Origin of the sequence: Trinickia symbiotica, from assembly GCF_003028655.1 — a bacterium.
Classification (GTDB): Bacteria; Pseudomonadota; Gammaproteobacteria; order Burkholderiales; family Burkholderiaceae; genus Trinickia; species Trinickia symbiotica_A.
Genome location: NZ_PYUC01000004.1, coordinates 119,463 through 134,243, shown reverse-complemented (window position 1 = coordinate 134,243; position 14,781 = coordinate 119,463). Strand labels below are relative to the sequence as shown.

Annotated in this window: 16 protein-coding genes and 1 other RNA gene; 3 read left to right on the top strand and 14 right to left on the bottom strand. The window is 63.4% G+C overall.

Annotation, left to right across the window (positions count from 1 at the left end; translation table 11 throughout):
* Positions 1-3: 3 nt before the first annotated feature.
* Positions 4-1,251, bottom strand: coding sequence for a tyrosine--tRNA ligase (gene tyrS / locus C9I57_RS09070; RefSeq protein ID WP_107150301.1), 1,248 nt, complete (start codon positions 1,249-1,251; stop codon positions 4-6).
* 107 nt (positions 1,252-1,358) lie between these two features.
* On the opposite strand from tyrS, the gene C9I57_RS09065 reads away from it, so the two are divergent.
* Positions 1,359-2,558 (top strand): anhydro-N-acetylmuramic acid kinase, encoded by a 1,200-nt coding sequence (locus tag C9I57_RS09065; protein ID WP_107150300.1) that lies wholly within the window; start codon positions 1,359-1,361, stop codon positions 2,556-2,558.
* 123 nt (positions 2,559-2,681) lie between these two features.
* On the opposite strand, the gene erpA is transcribed toward C9I57_RS09065, so the two are convergent.
* The 3 genes from erpA to rplM all read right to left on the bottom strand — a co-directional run bounded on the left by erpA (position 2,682) and on the right by rplM (position 4,086).
* The gene (gene erpA / locus C9I57_RS09060) at positions 2,682-3,047 is read right to left on the bottom strand and encodes an iron-sulfur cluster insertion protein ErpA (protein ID WP_018439931.1); all 366 of its coding nucleotides are present in this window, start codon (positions 3,045-3,047) and stop codon (positions 2,682-2,684) included.
* Between the two features lie 206 nt (positions 3,048-3,253).
* Complete coding sequence (rpsI, locus tag C9I57_RS09055) at positions 3,254-3,646, bottom strand: 30S ribosomal protein S9 (protein WP_107150299.1); 393 nt, start codon at positions 3,644-3,646, stop codon at positions 3,254-3,256.
* 11 nt (positions 3,647-3,657) lie between these two features.
* On the bottom strand, positions 3,658-4,086 hold the full coding sequence (gene rplM / locus C9I57_RS09050) for a 50S ribosomal protein L13 (protein WP_020566108.1): 429 nt from the start codon (positions 4,084-4,086) through the stop codon (positions 3,658-3,660).
* Positions 4,087-4,622: 536 nt separating this feature from the next.
* Here rplM and C9I57_RS09045 point away from each other — a divergent pair.
* On the top strand, positions 4,623-5,045 hold the full coding sequence (locus C9I57_RS09045; RefSeq protein ID WP_107150298.1) for an OsmC family protein: 423 nt from the start codon (positions 4,623-4,625) through the stop codon (positions 5,043-5,045).
* Between the two features lie 57 nt (positions 5,046-5,102).
* Here the strand turns inward: C9I57_RS09045 and rnpB are convergent.
* The 4 genes from rnpB to C9I57_RS32695 all read right to left on the bottom strand — a co-directional run bounded on the left by rnpB (position 5,103) and on the right by C9I57_RS32695 (position 7,822).
* An RNA gene (gene rnpB / locus C9I57_RS09040) (RNase P RNA component class A) lies at positions 5,103-5,530 on the bottom strand.
* A 92-nt stretch (positions 5,531-5,622) separates the two neighbouring features.
* The gene (locus C9I57_RS09035) at positions 5,623-6,465 is read right to left on the bottom strand and encodes a DUF3025 domain-containing protein (RefSeq protein ID WP_107150297.1); all 843 of its coding nucleotides are present in this window, start codon (positions 6,463-6,465) and stop codon (positions 5,623-5,625) included.
* A 34-nt stretch (positions 6,466-6,499) separates the two neighbouring features.
* Positions 6,500-7,588 (bottom strand): dihydroorotase, encoded by a 1,089-nt coding sequence (gene pyrC / locus C9I57_RS09030; RefSeq protein WP_181321781.1) that lies wholly within the window; start codon positions 7,586-7,588, stop codon positions 6,500-6,502.
* A 66-nt stretch (positions 7,589-7,654) separates the two neighbouring features.
* The gene (locus tag C9I57_RS32695) at positions 7,655-7,822 is read right to left on the bottom strand and encodes a hypothetical protein (protein WP_181321780.1); all 168 of its coding nucleotides are present in this window, start codon (positions 7,820-7,822) and stop codon (positions 7,655-7,657) included.
* Between C9I57_RS32695 and C9I57_RS09020 the strand changes: the two genes are divergently transcribed.
* Positions 7,821-8,738, top strand: coding sequence for a class II glutamine amidotransferase (locus C9I57_RS09020; protein ID WP_107150295.1), 918 nt, complete (start codon positions 7,821-7,823; stop codon positions 8,736-8,738). The two genes, C9I57_RS32695 and C9I57_RS09020, sit on opposite strands and share 2 nt — an antisense overlap.
* 34 nt (positions 8,739-8,772) lie before the next feature.
* On the opposite strand, the gene C9I57_RS09015 is transcribed toward C9I57_RS09020, so the two are convergent.
* From C9I57_RS09015 to C9I57_RS08990, 6 genes are all read right to left on the bottom strand, one after another.
* Entirely contained in the window at positions 8,773-9,498 is a 726-nt protein-coding gene (locus C9I57_RS09015; protein ID WP_018439923.1) for an amino acid ABC transporter ATP-binding protein, read from the bottom strand.
* Positions 9,495-10,172: a glutamate/aspartate ABC transporter permease GltK gene (gene gltK / locus C9I57_RS09010; RefSeq protein WP_107150294.1), complete on the bottom strand. Its 678-nt coding sequence runs from the start codon at positions 10,170-10,172 to the stop codon at positions 9,495-9,497. The genes C9I57_RS09015 and gltK overlap by 4 nt, the downstream gene beginning before the upstream one ends.
* On the bottom strand, positions 10,172-10,912 hold the full coding sequence (locus tag C9I57_RS09005; RefSeq protein WP_107150293.1) for an amino acid ABC transporter permease: 741 nt from the start codon (positions 10,910-10,912) through the stop codon (positions 10,172-10,174). The genes gltK and C9I57_RS09005 overlap by 1 nt, the downstream gene beginning before the upstream one ends.
* 101 nt (positions 10,913-11,013) lie before the next feature.
* Positions 11,014-11,892 carry a glutamate/aspartate ABC transporter substrate-binding protein gene (locus C9I57_RS09000; RefSeq protein WP_308836353.1) on the bottom strand — a complete coding sequence of 293 codons (879 nt, stop codon included), beginning with the start codon at positions 11,890-11,892 and terminating at the stop codon, positions 11,014-11,016.
* Positions 11,893-12,154: 262 nt separating this feature from the next.
* Entirely contained in the window at positions 12,155-13,459 is a 1,305-nt protein-coding gene (locus C9I57_RS08995) for a Glu/Leu/Phe/Val family dehydrogenase (RefSeq protein WP_107150291.1), read from the bottom strand.
* 106 nt (positions 13,460-13,565) lie between these two features.
* Positions 13,566-14,543, bottom strand: coding sequence for a LysR family transcriptional regulator (locus tag C9I57_RS08990; RefSeq protein ID WP_107150290.1), 978 nt, complete (start codon positions 14,541-14,543; stop codon positions 13,566-13,568).
* Positions 14,544-14,781: the final 238 nt, after the last annotated feature.

Genomic DNA, 14,781 nt, shown 5'->3' with positions numbered 1-14,781 from the left:
CCTTTACGCCGAAAGCGTGACGCGCGCGAAGCGGCGCTTGCCGACCTGCACGACGTATTCGCCGGCTTCGACTTTGAGCCCTTTGTCGGAGATCGTCACGCCGTCGATCTTGACGCCATTCTGCTCGATGTTGCGCAGCGCCTCGCTCGTCGACGGGACGAGGCCCGCCTGCTTGAGCAATTGACCAATGCCGAGCGGCGCCCCGGTGAGCGCGACCGACGGGATATCGTCGGGCACGCCGCCCTTCGCGCGATAGTCGAATTCCTCGAGTGCGCGCCCGGCATCGGCCTGCGAATGAAAGCGCGCGACGATCTCCTGGGCGAGCATGACCTTGAAGTCGCGCGGATTGCGCCCTTGCCCGGCTTCGCGCTTGAAGCGGGCGATTTCGTCGAGGCTGCGGAACGAGAGCAGCTCGTAGTAGCGCCACATCAGATCGTCCGAGATGCTCATCAGCTTGCCGAACATGTCGCCGGGCTTTTCGCCGATGCCGACGTAGTTGTTCTTCGATTTCGACATCTTCTCGACGCCGTCGAGCCCTTCAAGCAGCGGCATCGTCAGGATGCATTGCTGCTCCTGCCCGTACTGCTTCTGGAGCTCGCGTCCGACGAGCAGGTTGAACTTCTGGTCCGTGCCGCCGAGCTCTAGATCCGCATTGAGCGCAACGGAGTCGTACCCTTGCATCAGCGGGTAAAGGAATTCGTGGATCGAGATCGGAACGCCGCCTTGAAAACGCTTCGTAAAATCTTCGCGCTCGAGGATGCGCGCGACGGTGTAGCGGGAGGCGAGCTTGATCATGCCGTCCGCGCCGAGCGGCATCGACCATTCGCTGTTGTAGCGAATCTCCGTCTTTTCTCTGTCGAGCACGAGCGACGCCTGTTCGAAGTAGGTCTTCGCGTTCGATTCGATCTGCTCGCGCGTAAGCGGCGGGCGCGTCGCATTGCGACCGGACGGATCGCCGATCAGCGACGTGAAATCACCGATCAGGAAAATCACGGTATGACCGAGGTCCTGGAGCTGCCGCATCTTGTTCAGCACGACCGTGTGGCCGATATGGATATCGGGCGCCGTCGGATCGAGCCCGAGCTTGATCCGCAGCGGCTTGCCCGTCGCGGCGCTCCTTGCGAGCTTGCCGGCGAACTCCTCTTCGATCAGCAGTTCATCGGCGCCGCGCTTCGCGACGGCGAGCGCGTGGCGAACCTCGTCCGTGATCGGGTACGTCGGCGCGGGTTTGGCAGTGGACTCGGTGCTCATCTCTGGAATTCTTGAAACGGGGATGGTGCAAAAGGCTCAATTGTCCCATATTCTCGCCGCGCTTCCGGGGCATCGCTCGCTTAACGGGGTTCCCGCTTGCGCGGATAATGGTGGACTGCGGAACAGACTATGAGGAGCCCAGCGTGCCACGTAACACGCCCCCCACTGCGAACGGCATCTATTTCGGGCTGATGTCGGGCACGAGTCTCGACGGCGTAGACGGCATCGCGGTCGAATTCGCCGCCGGCAAGCCGCCTGTCGTGCTCGCCGATGCCTTCGTCAGCTTCGCCGACGGTCTGCGCGGCGCCTTGCTCGCGTTGCAGCAGCCGGGCGAGAACGAGATCGAGCGCGAAGCGCTCGCTTCGTCGGCGCTTGCCTCGCGCTACGCGGTCTGCTGCCACGAACTGCTGCGCTCGGCCAACGTGGGGCCCACCCGTGTGCGGGCGATCGGCGTGCACGGGCAGACCGTCCGTCACCGCCCCGAAAAGGGATATACGCGCCAGATCAATAACCCGGCGCTGCTCGCCGAAATGACGCATATCGATGTGGTTGCCGATTTCCGCAGCCGCGACGTCGCTGCGGGCGGCCAGGGCGCGCCGCTCGTTCCCGCGTTCCACGCGCAAATCTTCGGGTCGGGCGACGAAACGCGCGTGGTCTGCAATCTCGGCGGTATCAGCAACATCACGATCTTGCCCGCCGCCGTCGAGCCGGGCGTGGGCGCGTCCGTGCGCGGCTTCGATTGCGGCCCCGCCAACGTGCTGCTCGACGAATGGGCGTTCCGGCATATCGGCGCGCCTTACGACGAGGGCGGGCGCTTCGCCGCGAGCGGCACCGTGCATCAGCCGCTGCTCAATGCGTTGCTCGACGAGCCATTTTTCGAGCAGGCGCCGCCGAAGAGCACCGGCCGCGACCTCTTCAACGCCGCGTGGCTCGACGCCAAGCTCGCCGCCTTCAGCGATGCCGAGCTGAAGCCAGCCGACGTTCAGGCGACGCTCGCGGCGCTCACGGGTGTCACGATCGCGCGCGAGATCGAGCGGCATGCGTCCGATTGCCGCGCCGTCTACGTGTGCGGCGGCGGTGCGCGCAATCCTCAGCTGTTGAAGGCCATCGACGCGGCGCTCGCCAGGAGCGGCGTCAATGGCATACCCGTCAGGACGACCGATGCGCTCGGCGTGCCGCCCCATCACGTGGAGTCGCTTGCATTCGCCTGGCTGGCCATGCGGTGCATGGAACGCACGCCCGGCAACCTGCCCGCTGTCACGGGCGCCGCCGGTGAGCGAATTTTGGGCGCTATCTATCCGCGCTGAAGCGCAGGGACACGCGACCGCTCGGAGCGGCCGGACATGGCAAACGGGGCCGGAGCCCCGTTCAAATGCCGCGACAGCGAGCGCTGCGGCGGCCCAACAACGATTGCCGAGGCTGGCGCCGACTCAGACCGAGAACGACGATCCGCAGCCGCAGGTGGTCGACGCGTTCGGGTTCTTGATGACGAATTGCGCGCCGTTGAGGTCGTCCTTGTAGTCGATCTCGGCGCCGACGAGGTATTGATAGCTCATCGAATCGATCAACAACTGCACGCCGCCTTTCACCATGACGGTGTCGTCTTCGTTGATCGTTTCGTCGAACGTGAAACCGTACTGAAAACCCGAGCAGCCGCCACCCTGCACGAAAACGCGCAGTTTGAGGTCGGGATTGCCCTCTTCGTCGATCAGTTGTTTCACCTTGTCAGCCGCCGCGTCCGTGAAGACGAACGGGGCCGGCATTTCGGTCACGGGGGTATCGGTGACGGCGTTCATTCGAACTCTCCAAAAAAGCTTCTAGCGCCATTGTAAGTCGCTTAGGAATATCGTGCTGAAAGCCTTGAATGCAATAGGTGCATCTGGACGCATGCGCGCCACGCAACGAAAAGAGCCGCCGACACCCGTGGCTCGGGCGTCGGCGGCTCTTCGTGCCGCCTCTGGCAACGCCATTCCGCTCTCGCGGTGCGTGCGCAGAGAAGCGCTTAACGCTTCGAGAACTGCTTGCGGCGACGTGCCTTGTGGAAACCGACCTTCTTCCGCTCGACTTCACGTGCATCGCGCGTCACGAAGCCGGCGTTCGACAGCGCCGGCTTCAGCGTGGCGTCGTAATCCATCAGCGCACGCGTGATGCCGTGACGAACGGCGCCTGCCTGACCCGTCTCGCCGCCACCCGTGACGTTGACCTTGATGTCGAACGTCGTGGCATGGTTCGTGAGCTCGAGCGGCTGACGCACGATCATCAGCGACGTTTCGCGCGAGAAGTAGTCGGCGATGGGCTTGCCGTTGACGACGATCTCGCCCTTGCCCGCCTTGATGAACACACGGGCGACAGCGCTCTTGCGACGGCCCGTGCCATAGTTCCAGTTACCGATCATGTGGGCTCCCCTTAGATCTCGAGCGCTTTCGGCTGCTGAGCCGTATGCGGATGCGTGGCTTCGGCGTAGACCTTCAGCTTCTTGATCATCGCGTAGCCGAGCGGCCCCTTAGGCAGCATGCCCTTCACGGCCTTCTCGAGCGCGCGTCCCGGGAAACGCTCCTGCATCTTGCCGAACGTCGTTTCGTAGATGCCGCCCGGGTAGCCCGAATGGCGGTAGTACTTCTTGTCCGTCGTCTTGTTGCCGGTAACCTTGAGCTTGCCGGCGTTGATGACGATGATGAAATCACCCGTATCGACGTGCGGGGTGAACTCAGGCTTGTGCTTGCCGCGAAGACGGCGTGCCACTTCGCTGGCGACACGGCCGAGAACCTTATCCGTCGCGTCAATCACGTACCATTCGCGCGTCACCTCATGGGCTTTGGCGGAAAATGTCTTCATGATCGATCCCAAAAATTGCCCTGCCCTTCATGTTGTTCCTGCTTGTTCGCGGCGCTGACGGTACCCGCCCTTCGTCGTCTCTCGACTTCGTCGGGCCGCTTCCGGCGCGCTGCCGGCCGCTGGATCGTTTTCGGTGCCGAAAACCCCCAAAGGCTCTTGCTGCAGGCTCTCCCTGTTCTTCTTCCGCGGGCATGGATGCGGAAAAGCCCTGAATTATAAAGGAATTCATCGAGCAGAGTCAAAAAAAAGCCCGAACGCTCGGTTCGGGCTTAATCCACCTTAGGAGGAGGGTGGAGGAGACATGCGGAGGTTGCCAACATCGACAACCAATGGAGTGCATTGTACAGACGCGTTGGCAAACGCGCAAGAAAATTTGCATCGCGAAATCTCAACTCATAATGTGAAATACATATACGTGATCGCGAAAAGGGGCTCGGCTCGAACCGGGCGCTCGGGCTCCCTCGCTGCACTGCAGCGAGCGCCGGGCAGCGCGGTAGAATGGCGCTTCGACTGATTAACCGCGCGGGAGCTTCGACATGGAATGCAAAGTGAGCTGGATGGGGCCTGACGGCATGGCGTTCGCCGCCGAGACCGGCAGCGGCCATCTCGCCATGATGGACGGAGCGCCCGAAGGCGGCGGCCGCAATCTCGCGCCGCGGCCGATGGAGATGGTGCTGCTCGGCACCGGCGGCTGTACCGCCTACGACGTCGTGATGATCCTCAAGAAAAGCCGGCAGGAGATCGCGGGCTGTTCCGTCACGTTGAAGGCAGAGCGCACGAGCGAGGATCCGAAGGTCTTCACGAAGATCCACTTCCATTTCACCGTCACAGGCAAGAACCTGAACCCGGCGACGGTCGAGCGTGCCATCAACCTCTCGCACGATAAGTACTGCTCGGCTTCGATCATGCTCGCCAAGACGGCCGAGCTTTCGCATTCGTTCGATATCGTCGAGAACTGAAGCGCGCGTCATCAGGAAAAAAGCCGGCGCCGAGAACGACGCCGGCTCTTCCATGATCGGCAAAGCGGGCCGGTAAGCCGGATTCTGTGCACGCGCAACGCCGCAATGGGCGCCGCGCGCGTGGCAGCCATTCCTCTAGGCGCGCCATTGCTGACGCGCTCGAGCTTCCTACCCGCAGGCGCGACGGGGGCCCCGCCCTGCATCCGAAGATGCGTGCCTGCCTACTTGGAATTGCTCCGGGTGGAGGTTGCCGTGCCGGACTGCGTCGCCGCAGCCGCGGTGCGCTCTTACCGCACCGTTTCACCCTTGCCTGATCCCGGCTTGCGCCGGGCCATCGGCGGTCTGCTTTCTGTTGCCCTGTTCCGCGTGTCGCCACGGATGGCCGTTAGCCATCACCCTGCCCTGTGGAGTCCGGACTTTCCTCGCCCTCCCACCGTCAGGGCCGAAACCCGACGTCAGGAGGCCGCGACTGCCTGGCCTGCTTTGCAGCTTGCAAGTATAGCAACAGCCAAGCACGTGCATGCTCACGGGCGCTCGCGCTTCAGCGCGCGCGCCCTTCCGGAAGGGCGCCGTGCCGTCAACGAAGCGGCGTTCGCGGCTCGGCGCCCCTGACTCGGCGGCCCCTTCGAAACACGCGCTCGTCGTCGTAAAAAGCGGGATCGCGGTTGGCCGGCCACCAGCCCGGAATGCCGAGAACAGGCAGCGGGGCAAACAGGCGGCTCGTCAAGGATGTCGAGGCAAGCGTCGCGGCGATCGTCTCGTCGAGCCATGTCGTTTGCCGTGTCGCGGGCCAGTCGAAGAATTCCGGCGGCGCCTCGACGATCCAGGCGTGCCCGGTGCAGGCCTTGTAGGGCTCGATCAGTTTTTCGAGCAACGCGTGCCCGAACGGCCGAACCAGACAACGCCGCCCCCAGGCGGCGCGCTCCGCGACGAAAAGACGCCGCCAGTCGAATTCGACAAGCGCGCGGCTCAGGGCCGGATCGCAGGCGACGAAAACGACGGCGTTTTCGTCGAAGAGCGTCAGCGCATCGCGCTCGGCGCCCCGTGAGCCGCCGATCCCGTCGCGCGCGATGGCCAACGCCTGTCGGGCGTTGAGGACGGCCTTCACGCGCGGATAGCTGAACCAGACCAGGGCGTTGAAGAAATCGTGCAGGTTCTCGCGGGTCGGCACACCGCCCGTCGCCGCGATGTGCGCCTCGTACGCGGTACCGGCGGGCAGCTCCGCCTGCGCGATGAACGTCAGCGGCGCGCCGCCGCCCGTTGTCTGCGCGCTCGCGCGCGCATCGCGCCGCAGTTCGCCGAGGTAATCGTCGGGGTGCTCGAGCGCCACGCGTTGCCAGCGCTTGCCGCGCTCGGCAAAAGGCGAGAACCACGCTGTGGACCAGTCGATGCGGTCGAAGTCGAGGAATCCCGCGCTCACTCGGTATCGGCCGGCTAATAAAGGATCGGGACGATCAAGCGAGCCGCCAGCCGATTTCTTCCCCGCCGCGCAGTGGTACGACCGAGGCGTCACCGGCCTCGATCGCGGCCGGCAGCGTCCACGGCTCGCGCACGAGCGTCACCTTCTCAGTGCTCCGCGGCAGGCCGTAGAAGTCCGCGCCAAAAAAGCTCGCAAAGCCTTCGAGCTTGTCGAGCGCGTCGGCCTCGTCGAACGCTTCCGCATAAAGCTCGAGGGCATGGAGCGCGGTGTAGCAGCCTGCGCAGCCGCATGCATGCTCCTTCAGCCCTTTCGGATGCGGTGCGCTATCCGTGCCGAGGAAAAAGCGCGGATCCCCCGAGGTGGCCGCCGCGACGAGCGCCACACGATGCGTCTCGCGCTTGAGCACCGGCAGGCAGTAGTAGTGCGGCCGAATGCCGCCCTGAAAGATCGCGTTGCGGTTGTAGAGCAGATGATGGGCCGTGATCGTTGCACCGAGCCGCCCCGGCGGCGCGCCGGCGTCGCGAACGTAGTCGGCCGCGTCTTTCGTCGTAATGTGCTCGAACACGACTTTGAGCGCCGGGAAATCGCGCCGCAGCGGCTCCATGACGCGATCGATGAAGACTTGCTCGCGATCGAACAGATCGACGGACGGGTCCGTCACTTCGCCGTGAATCAGCAACGGCATGCCCGCTTCCTGCATCGCCTCCAGCGTCTTCGCGCAGTGGCGAAGATCGGTGACACCGGCGTCCGAATTCGTCGTCGCCCCGGCCGGATAAAGCTTCACCCCGTGCACGAAGCCGCTCTCTTTCGCCCGCCGGATCTCGTCGGGTGCGGTGTTATCGGTCAGGTAAAGCGTCATCAAGGGCTCGAAGGCCATGCCCGAGGGCAACGCGGCCAGTATCCGCTCGCGGTAGGCGCGCGCCGCTTCGGTCGTCGTGACGGGCGGCTTCAGGTTGGGCATGACGATCGCGCGACCGAATTGGCGCGCCGTATGCGGCAGGACGGCCGCCAGCATCGCGCCGTCGCGCAAATGAAGATGCCAGTCGTCGGGACGCGCGAGCGTAAGCATTGACGGACGGCCGCCGCTTGCAGCGGCGGTCTGGGACGAAAGGGAAACGGTCATGGCGACGATCGAAGAAGAGAGAGCCGGCTTCTCGCGCCGAGGCCCGGCAGCGAAGCGGTGCGCGGCTCATGCAAAAATTGCCGGGATGGGTCGTGGAAAAACCGCAACGCCCATCGGGCCGTGCACGCTGATTTCGCTTTTTTCGCTCAGCGGCTCGGTATATGCTTCAAAAAACATATTGTAGCGGGTTCGGCGAACGGTTAGCCCGGTCGCGGCCCGCCCCATCAGCACCATGTGCCAACTCCTCGGAATGAACTGCGCCGCGCCGACGGACGTCACGTTCTCCTTCACCGGCTTCGCGGCGCGGGGCGGCGTCACCGATCACCACGCCGACGGATGGGGCATCGCCTTCTTCGAAGATAAAGCCTGCAGGCTCTTCATCGATCATCAATCGTCGGCCACTTCGCCGATTGCCGAGATGGTCAAGCGTTATCCGATCAAGTCGAAGAACACAATCGCGCACATTCGCAAGGCGACGCAGGGGCATATTCTGCTCGAGAACTGCCATCCGTTCATGCGCGAACTCTGGGGCCGGCACTGGATCTTCGCCCACAACGGCGACCTGAAGGACTACCGGCCGACACTCTCGGGCATTTGCCAGCCGGTCGGCACCACCGATAGCGAGCTCGCTTTCTGCGCGATCATGCAAGGCTTGCGGCAGGCGTTCCCTTGCGCGCAGCCGCCGCTGCACGATCTTTTCGCGGCGGTCGCCGAACTCACGCGCGACGTCACGAATTACGGCGTCTTCAACTTCCTCATGTCGAATGGGCAGGCGCTCTTCGCCCATTGCTCGACGCACCTGCACTACCTCGTGCGGCGCTGGCCGTTCTCGACCGCGCATCTGATCGATGCGGACATGTCAATCGACTTCGCGCAGTACACGACGCCTGAAGATCGCGTGGCCGTCATCGCCACGCAGCCGCTCACCGACGACGAGATCTGGACGGCCTTCGAGCCCGGCGATCTGCTGATGTTCCAGGACGGCGACGTGGTCGCGCGCACGCATATTCCGGTGCCCGCGCATGTGCTCGAGAAGGCGCGCAACCCGGCCTGCGACGAAACCGCTTCCGCGTCGATGCAAAACGCAAAGGCGGTTGCGACCGGAGATCTTGCCGCCGAAGCGGATGACGTCGCGGCCTACGAATCGTGATTCGGCCTACGCCGGAAACCCGTGCGGTTAGACGTCAGTGCAGGATCTTCGCGAGGAAGTCTTTCGCGCGATCCGATTTTGGATTGGCGAAGAACGCATCTTTCTGATCATCCTCCACGATGACGCCGCGATCCATGAAGATCACGCGGTGCGCGACTTTTTTCGCGAAGCCCATCTCGTGCGTGACGACCATCATCGTCATGCCTTCCTTCGCGAGCTCGACCATCACGTCTAGCACTTCGTTGATCATCTCCGGATCGAGCGCCGAAGTCGGCTCGTCGAACAGCATCGCGACCGGATCCATCGAGAGGGCCCGCGCAATGGCGACGCGCTGCTGCTGGCCGCCCGAGAGCTGGCCCGGGTACTTGTCGGCGTGAGCGCGCAAGCCGACGCGATCGAGCAGCTTCATCCCCTTGGTCGTCGCCTCGTCTTTCGACCGGCCGAGCACTTTCTGCTGCGCGAGCGTCAGGTTCTCGGTGATCGTCAGATGCGGAAAGAGCTCGAAGTGCTGAAACACCATCCCGACTTTCGCACGCAGCTTCGACAGATTCGTGCTCCTGTCCTTCAGCGACTGTCCGTTGACGACGATATCGCCCTGCTGAAACGGCTCGAGGCCGTTCACGGTCTTGATGAGCGTCGACTTCCCCGAGCCGGACGGTCCGCAGACGACGACGACTTCGCCCTTGTTGACCTCTGTCGTGCAATCCGTCAGCACCTGGAACTGCCCATACCACTTCGATACGTTCTTGAGTGAAATCATCTTGCAACCTTTTTCCGAAGCCCTTTGACTACGCCGGAGGCTACCGCGCATACGACAAAATAGCAGGCGCCCGCAAACAGTATCATCTCGACCATCGTACCGTCCCGATCGCCGATATTCGTGGCCGTGCGAAAGAAGTCCGCAAGGCTGATCACATAGACGAGCGACGTGTCCTGAAACAGCACGATGGCCTGCGTCAGCAGCAGCGGGACCATCGCGCGAAACGCCTGCGGCAGGATGATGTAGCGCATCGATTGCCAGTAGGTCATGCCGAGGGCGAACGATGCGTTGACCTGCCCGCGCGATACCGACTGAATCCCCGCGCGAATGATCTCCGAGTAATAGGCTGCCTCGAAGAGCGAAAAAGCGACCATCGCCGAGGCCAGGCGAATGTCGATGTTCGGCGACAGCCCGAGCACGTTCTGCAGCAGTTGCGGCACGATCAGGAAGAACCACAACAGCACCATGACGAGCGGGATCGAGCGGAAAGTCGTGACATAGCCCTGCGCGAACCAGGCGAGCGGCGCGATGCCGGAAAGACGCATCAGCGCGAGCATCGTCCCCCAGACGATGCCCACGACGATCGCGATCACCGTGATTTCGAGCGTGACGACAGCGCCCGACGCGAGCGCCGGCAATGCGCCGGGGATACTCGTCCAATCGAATTGGTGCATCACTTGCCTCCGATATAGCCGGGCAGACGCGTTTTGCTCTCGACCCAGCGCATGAACGCCATCACGACGAGATTGATGATCAGGTAGGCTACCGTCACGGCGATGAACGATTCGTAGGCCTGCGCCGTATAGTCGACGAGTTGCCGTGCCTGCGCGGAGAGCTCGAGCAGGCCGATCGTCGAGGCGACGGCCGAGTTCTTGAAGATGTTGAGAAACTCGGACGTGAGCGGCGGCACGATGATCCGGTAGGCAACGGGCAGCAGCACGTGCCGATAGGTCTGCCACTGCGTGAAGCCGAGCGCGAGGCCGGCGGCGCGCTGTCCGCGCGGCAACGCCTCGATGCCCGAGCGCACTTGCTCGCAAACGCGCGCAGCCGTGAAGAGGCCGAGGCAGACCACCGACGACGTGAAGAACTGCACGCCGGGCGGCGATTGCTTGAACGCGGTCCCGATCGATACAGGGAGCAGTTCCGGCACGACGAAGTACCAGACGAAGAACTGCACGATGAGCGGAATGTTGCGGAACACCGAGACATAGACGGTGCCGATACCGGTCAGAAGGCGGCTCGGCGTCGTGCGCAACACGCCGAAAAACGATCCGACGATGAGCGCGATCACCCACGCGCAAAGCGAGACCGATACCGTCATCCACATGCCCGAAAGCAGCCAGCCAAGGTAAGTCGTGGGCTCGCCGGTGGAGACGGGCTGCAGCAGGACGGCCCAATTCCAGTGATACGACATGTCAGAGACTCCAACGAAAAGAACGGAAGAAGCGCCGCGCTCCTTCCGTTCGATTCAATCTTTCAATAACGTGGCGAGAAAGGCGCCGACGCCGCCGGCGCTCAGTCGATCGCCTTGTCGTTCGGTTTCTTGAAGAGGGCCTTCATGTCGTCGCTTTCGGGGAATTTGAGGTTGAGCCCCTTCGGCGGAATCGGCGATTCGAACCACTTCTTGTACAGCTGATCGGCTTCGCCCGACGTCTCGACCTGCGCTATGGCGTCGTCGACAACCTTCTTGAACTCGGTATCGCCCTTGCGCATCATGCAGCCGTACGCCTCGCGCGACTGCGGCGTGCCGACGATCACGAAATCGTCAGGCGTTCTCGATTTCGCGCGTTCGCCCGCGAGCAACGCGTCATCCATCATGAACGCGACCGCGCGGCCCGTCTCGAGCGTATGGAACGACTCGCCGTGATCTTTCGCGCTGATGATGTTCATCCCCATGTTCTTGTCCTGGTTCATCTTGCGCAAGAGACGCTCGGAGGTCGTGCCGGCCGTCGTGACGACGGTCTTGCCTTTCAGGTCGGGGAAGTCCTTGATGCCCGAGTCCTTCTTCGTCATCAGCCGCGTGCCGATCACGAAGATCGTGTCGGAGAAGTCCGCTTGCTGCTGGCGCTCGGCATTGTTCGTCGTCGATCCGCATTCGATGTCGACCGTGCCGTTCTGCACGAGCGGAATGCGATTTTGCGAGGTGACCGGAATGTTCTTCACCTGCAGGTTCGGCATGTTGAGCTTCTTCTTCACTGCGTCGACGATCTTCATCTGGAAGTCGCGCGAGTAGCCGATCACCTGCTGCTTCTCGTCGTAGTACGAAAACGGAATCGAGGATTCACGATGCCCGAGCGCGATGACGCCCGTATCCTTGATCTTCTTCAACGTGCCCGAATCCTGCGCGAACGCGCTGCCGGCCATCACGGCACCGGCGCAAAGCGCAACGAGCATGCTCGTCTTGAACTTCATTGTGTGATCTCCTTCTTGAGCCTGCCAAAAGCCCCGCGCCAGTGTAGCGCAAAGTAATGCGGTTGAAAGCATCGAATTCGCTCGCGATGTGCGCCCGCAAACGGAAAGCGGGCGGCATGGTCGATGCCGCCCGCACCCGGCGCCGGGCGCACCGTGTTATGCACGATGCTCGAGCGCCATCACGAGGATTTTGTTTTGGAAGCGACGCGCGCAGGATCGGCGTGCCGCCTCGCGCCAACGAGTGTCAGGGGTAGAGCCCGCGCATCTCGCGCGCCATCAGGATGCGTTTGCACGCAACGATGAACGCGGCCGTGCGCATCGAGACGTCGTTGTCGCCCGCCACCTGCCAGACGGCGTTGAACGCTTCGCGCATCACGCGCTCGAGGCGCTGATTGATCTCGTCTTCGGTCCAGAAGAAGCTCGAGAAGTCCTGCACCCATTCGAAGTACGAGACCGTCACGCCGCCGGCGTTCGCGACCACATCGGGCACGACGAGCACACCGTTGTCGTGCAGGATGTCGTCGGCCGCCGTCGTCGTCGGGCCGTTCGCGCCTTCGACGATGATTTTCGTCCTGATCTTCGAGGCGTTCTTCTCGGTGATCTGGTTTTCGAGCGCGGCCGGAATCAGGATGTCGCTTTCGATCGTCCAGAATTCGTCGTTGCCAAGCGGGTCCGCGCCGGCGAAGCCGCCCACGCCGCCCGTCTTCGCGACATGTTCGAGCAGTGCCGCCGTATCGATGCCGCTCGACCGGCAGATCGAGCCCGTGTGGTCCTGCACCGCGATCACTTTCGCGCCGGCCTCCTGAAAGAGCCGCGCGGCGATGCCGCCGACGTTGCCGAAACCTTGCACGACGACGCGCGCGCCTTCGATGTCGAGCCCCTTGCGGCGCGCCGCCTCCGTGCCGACGACGAACACGCCGCGGCCCGTCGCCTCCCGACGCCCGAGCGAGCCGCCGAGCGAGATCGGCTTGCCCGTCACGACGCCCGTAGCCGTCTGGCCTTGGTTCATCGAATACGTGTCCATCATCCACGCCATGATCTGCTCGTTCGTGTTGACGTCGGGCGCGGGGATGTCGGTGTTCGGTCCGATGATGATGCCGATCTCGCTCGTGTAGCGGCGCGTCACGCGCTCGAGCTCACCGCGCGAGAGCTTGCGCGGATCGACGCGAATGCCGCCCTTGGCCCCGCCGTACGGCACGTTCACGGCCGCGTTCTTGACCGACATCCAGGCCGACAGCGCCATCACTTCCGAGAGCGTCACGTCCTGGTGATAGCGCACGCCGCCCTTGCCGGGGCCGCGCGAGACGTTGTGCTGCACGCGATATCCCTCGAAGTGCGCGACCGTGCCGTCATCGAGTTCGATGGGCACGTCGACGATGAGGATTCGTTTCGGACGCTTCAACGTCTCGATCCAGCGCGAGAGCGAACCGAGGTACGGAGCGACGCGATCGACCTGGCGCAGATAGTTGCCCCAGGGACCGAGATCGTCGGCATGCAGGTAGGAGGGAATCGATTGCGCCAACGGCGCCGACGACGATTGCGAAGACATGGACACTCCAGCGGTCAGAGAATGTGCGCCATTGTGAGAAAAGCGGTTTTTGAAATCCAATGCCGATTGGTCATCCTGTTATGCAAAATTTGCATGACACGGCTTTTCAGCCAATCTCATTGGTCTCGCTCTTTCCGTTCACGCCGAGCTCGTCGGCGACCACCTGCCATAGACGCTGCACGAGCCGCTGACGTCGATCGTCGGCGGCGGCGGCAAGCTTGTCGCGATAGAGGCGAATCTCCATCGTCAGCGTGAAACGGTCCGCGGCCGTGCCGCGCGTCGGGCGATCGAGCCGGATCAGCGCGCCTGCCGCGACCGCGTCCTCCACCGCGCTGTGCGGCAGGAACGCGACCCCGTGGCCCGCGAGCGCCATCGCCTTGAGCGCCTCGGCCATGTCGGTTTCATAGACGCGGTCGAGGTAGAGTCGCTCCGGCGCTTTGGCGATGATGACTTCGGTCATCCGGCCCAGGTACGCGTTCGGCGTGTACGAGAGATACGGAACCGGCGCATCGGCCGTGCCCGGCAGTTGGAAGCGCGGGCGCCCCGCGCGCAACGGCGCCGAGAAGGGGCTGATCGGCTCGAAGCCGAGCGTGAGCATGTCGTAGTGACCCGGATCGAGCGCGACCGGATGGCTCGGATGGTGATAGCCCATCACGAGATCGCACCCGCCCTCGACGAGCGAAAGCACGGCGTCGTGAACGTTGAGCGCCCGCAGCCGCGTATGAATGGGCCCCATCTGCGCCTCGATGCGCTGCAGCCATTTCGGGAAATAGGTGAGTGAAAGCGTATGGGGGACGGCGAATTCGATCGTCGTGGCGGGCGCACCGATATGGCCGCGCAACAGCACGCGCGCCTCGTGCACTTGCGAGAGCATCGCGAGCGCCTGCTCGTAGAAGACTTCACCGGCATTGGTCAAACGCGTCGGATAGACCGAGCGATCGATGAGCTCGGTGCCGAGCCACGCTTCGAGTGCCTGGATTCGCCGTGAAAAAGCGGGCTGAGTCACATGCCGAAGCTCGGCGGAACGGCTGAAGCTGCGCGTTTCCGCGAGCGAGACGAAATCTTCCAGCCACTTCAGTTCCATGCTAGGTCCCGCCTACCCGTGTCCATCATGTTCGCGTCTCCTCGGAAAAGGTCGGACGCCATTGTCGCGCATGCCGCTTTCCGGCGCGGTTGGGATCGGCATTGAACATCTAACTTCCGCAACGCACCATTACCGAGCGCGCGGAGCACGCGGGCAGTGCCGCCCGCGCACCGCTGGTGCGCAAGCGGAACGGCCGCCGTTCCCGCCCCTCGTTGCCGCCATTCGCCCGCGATCGAAT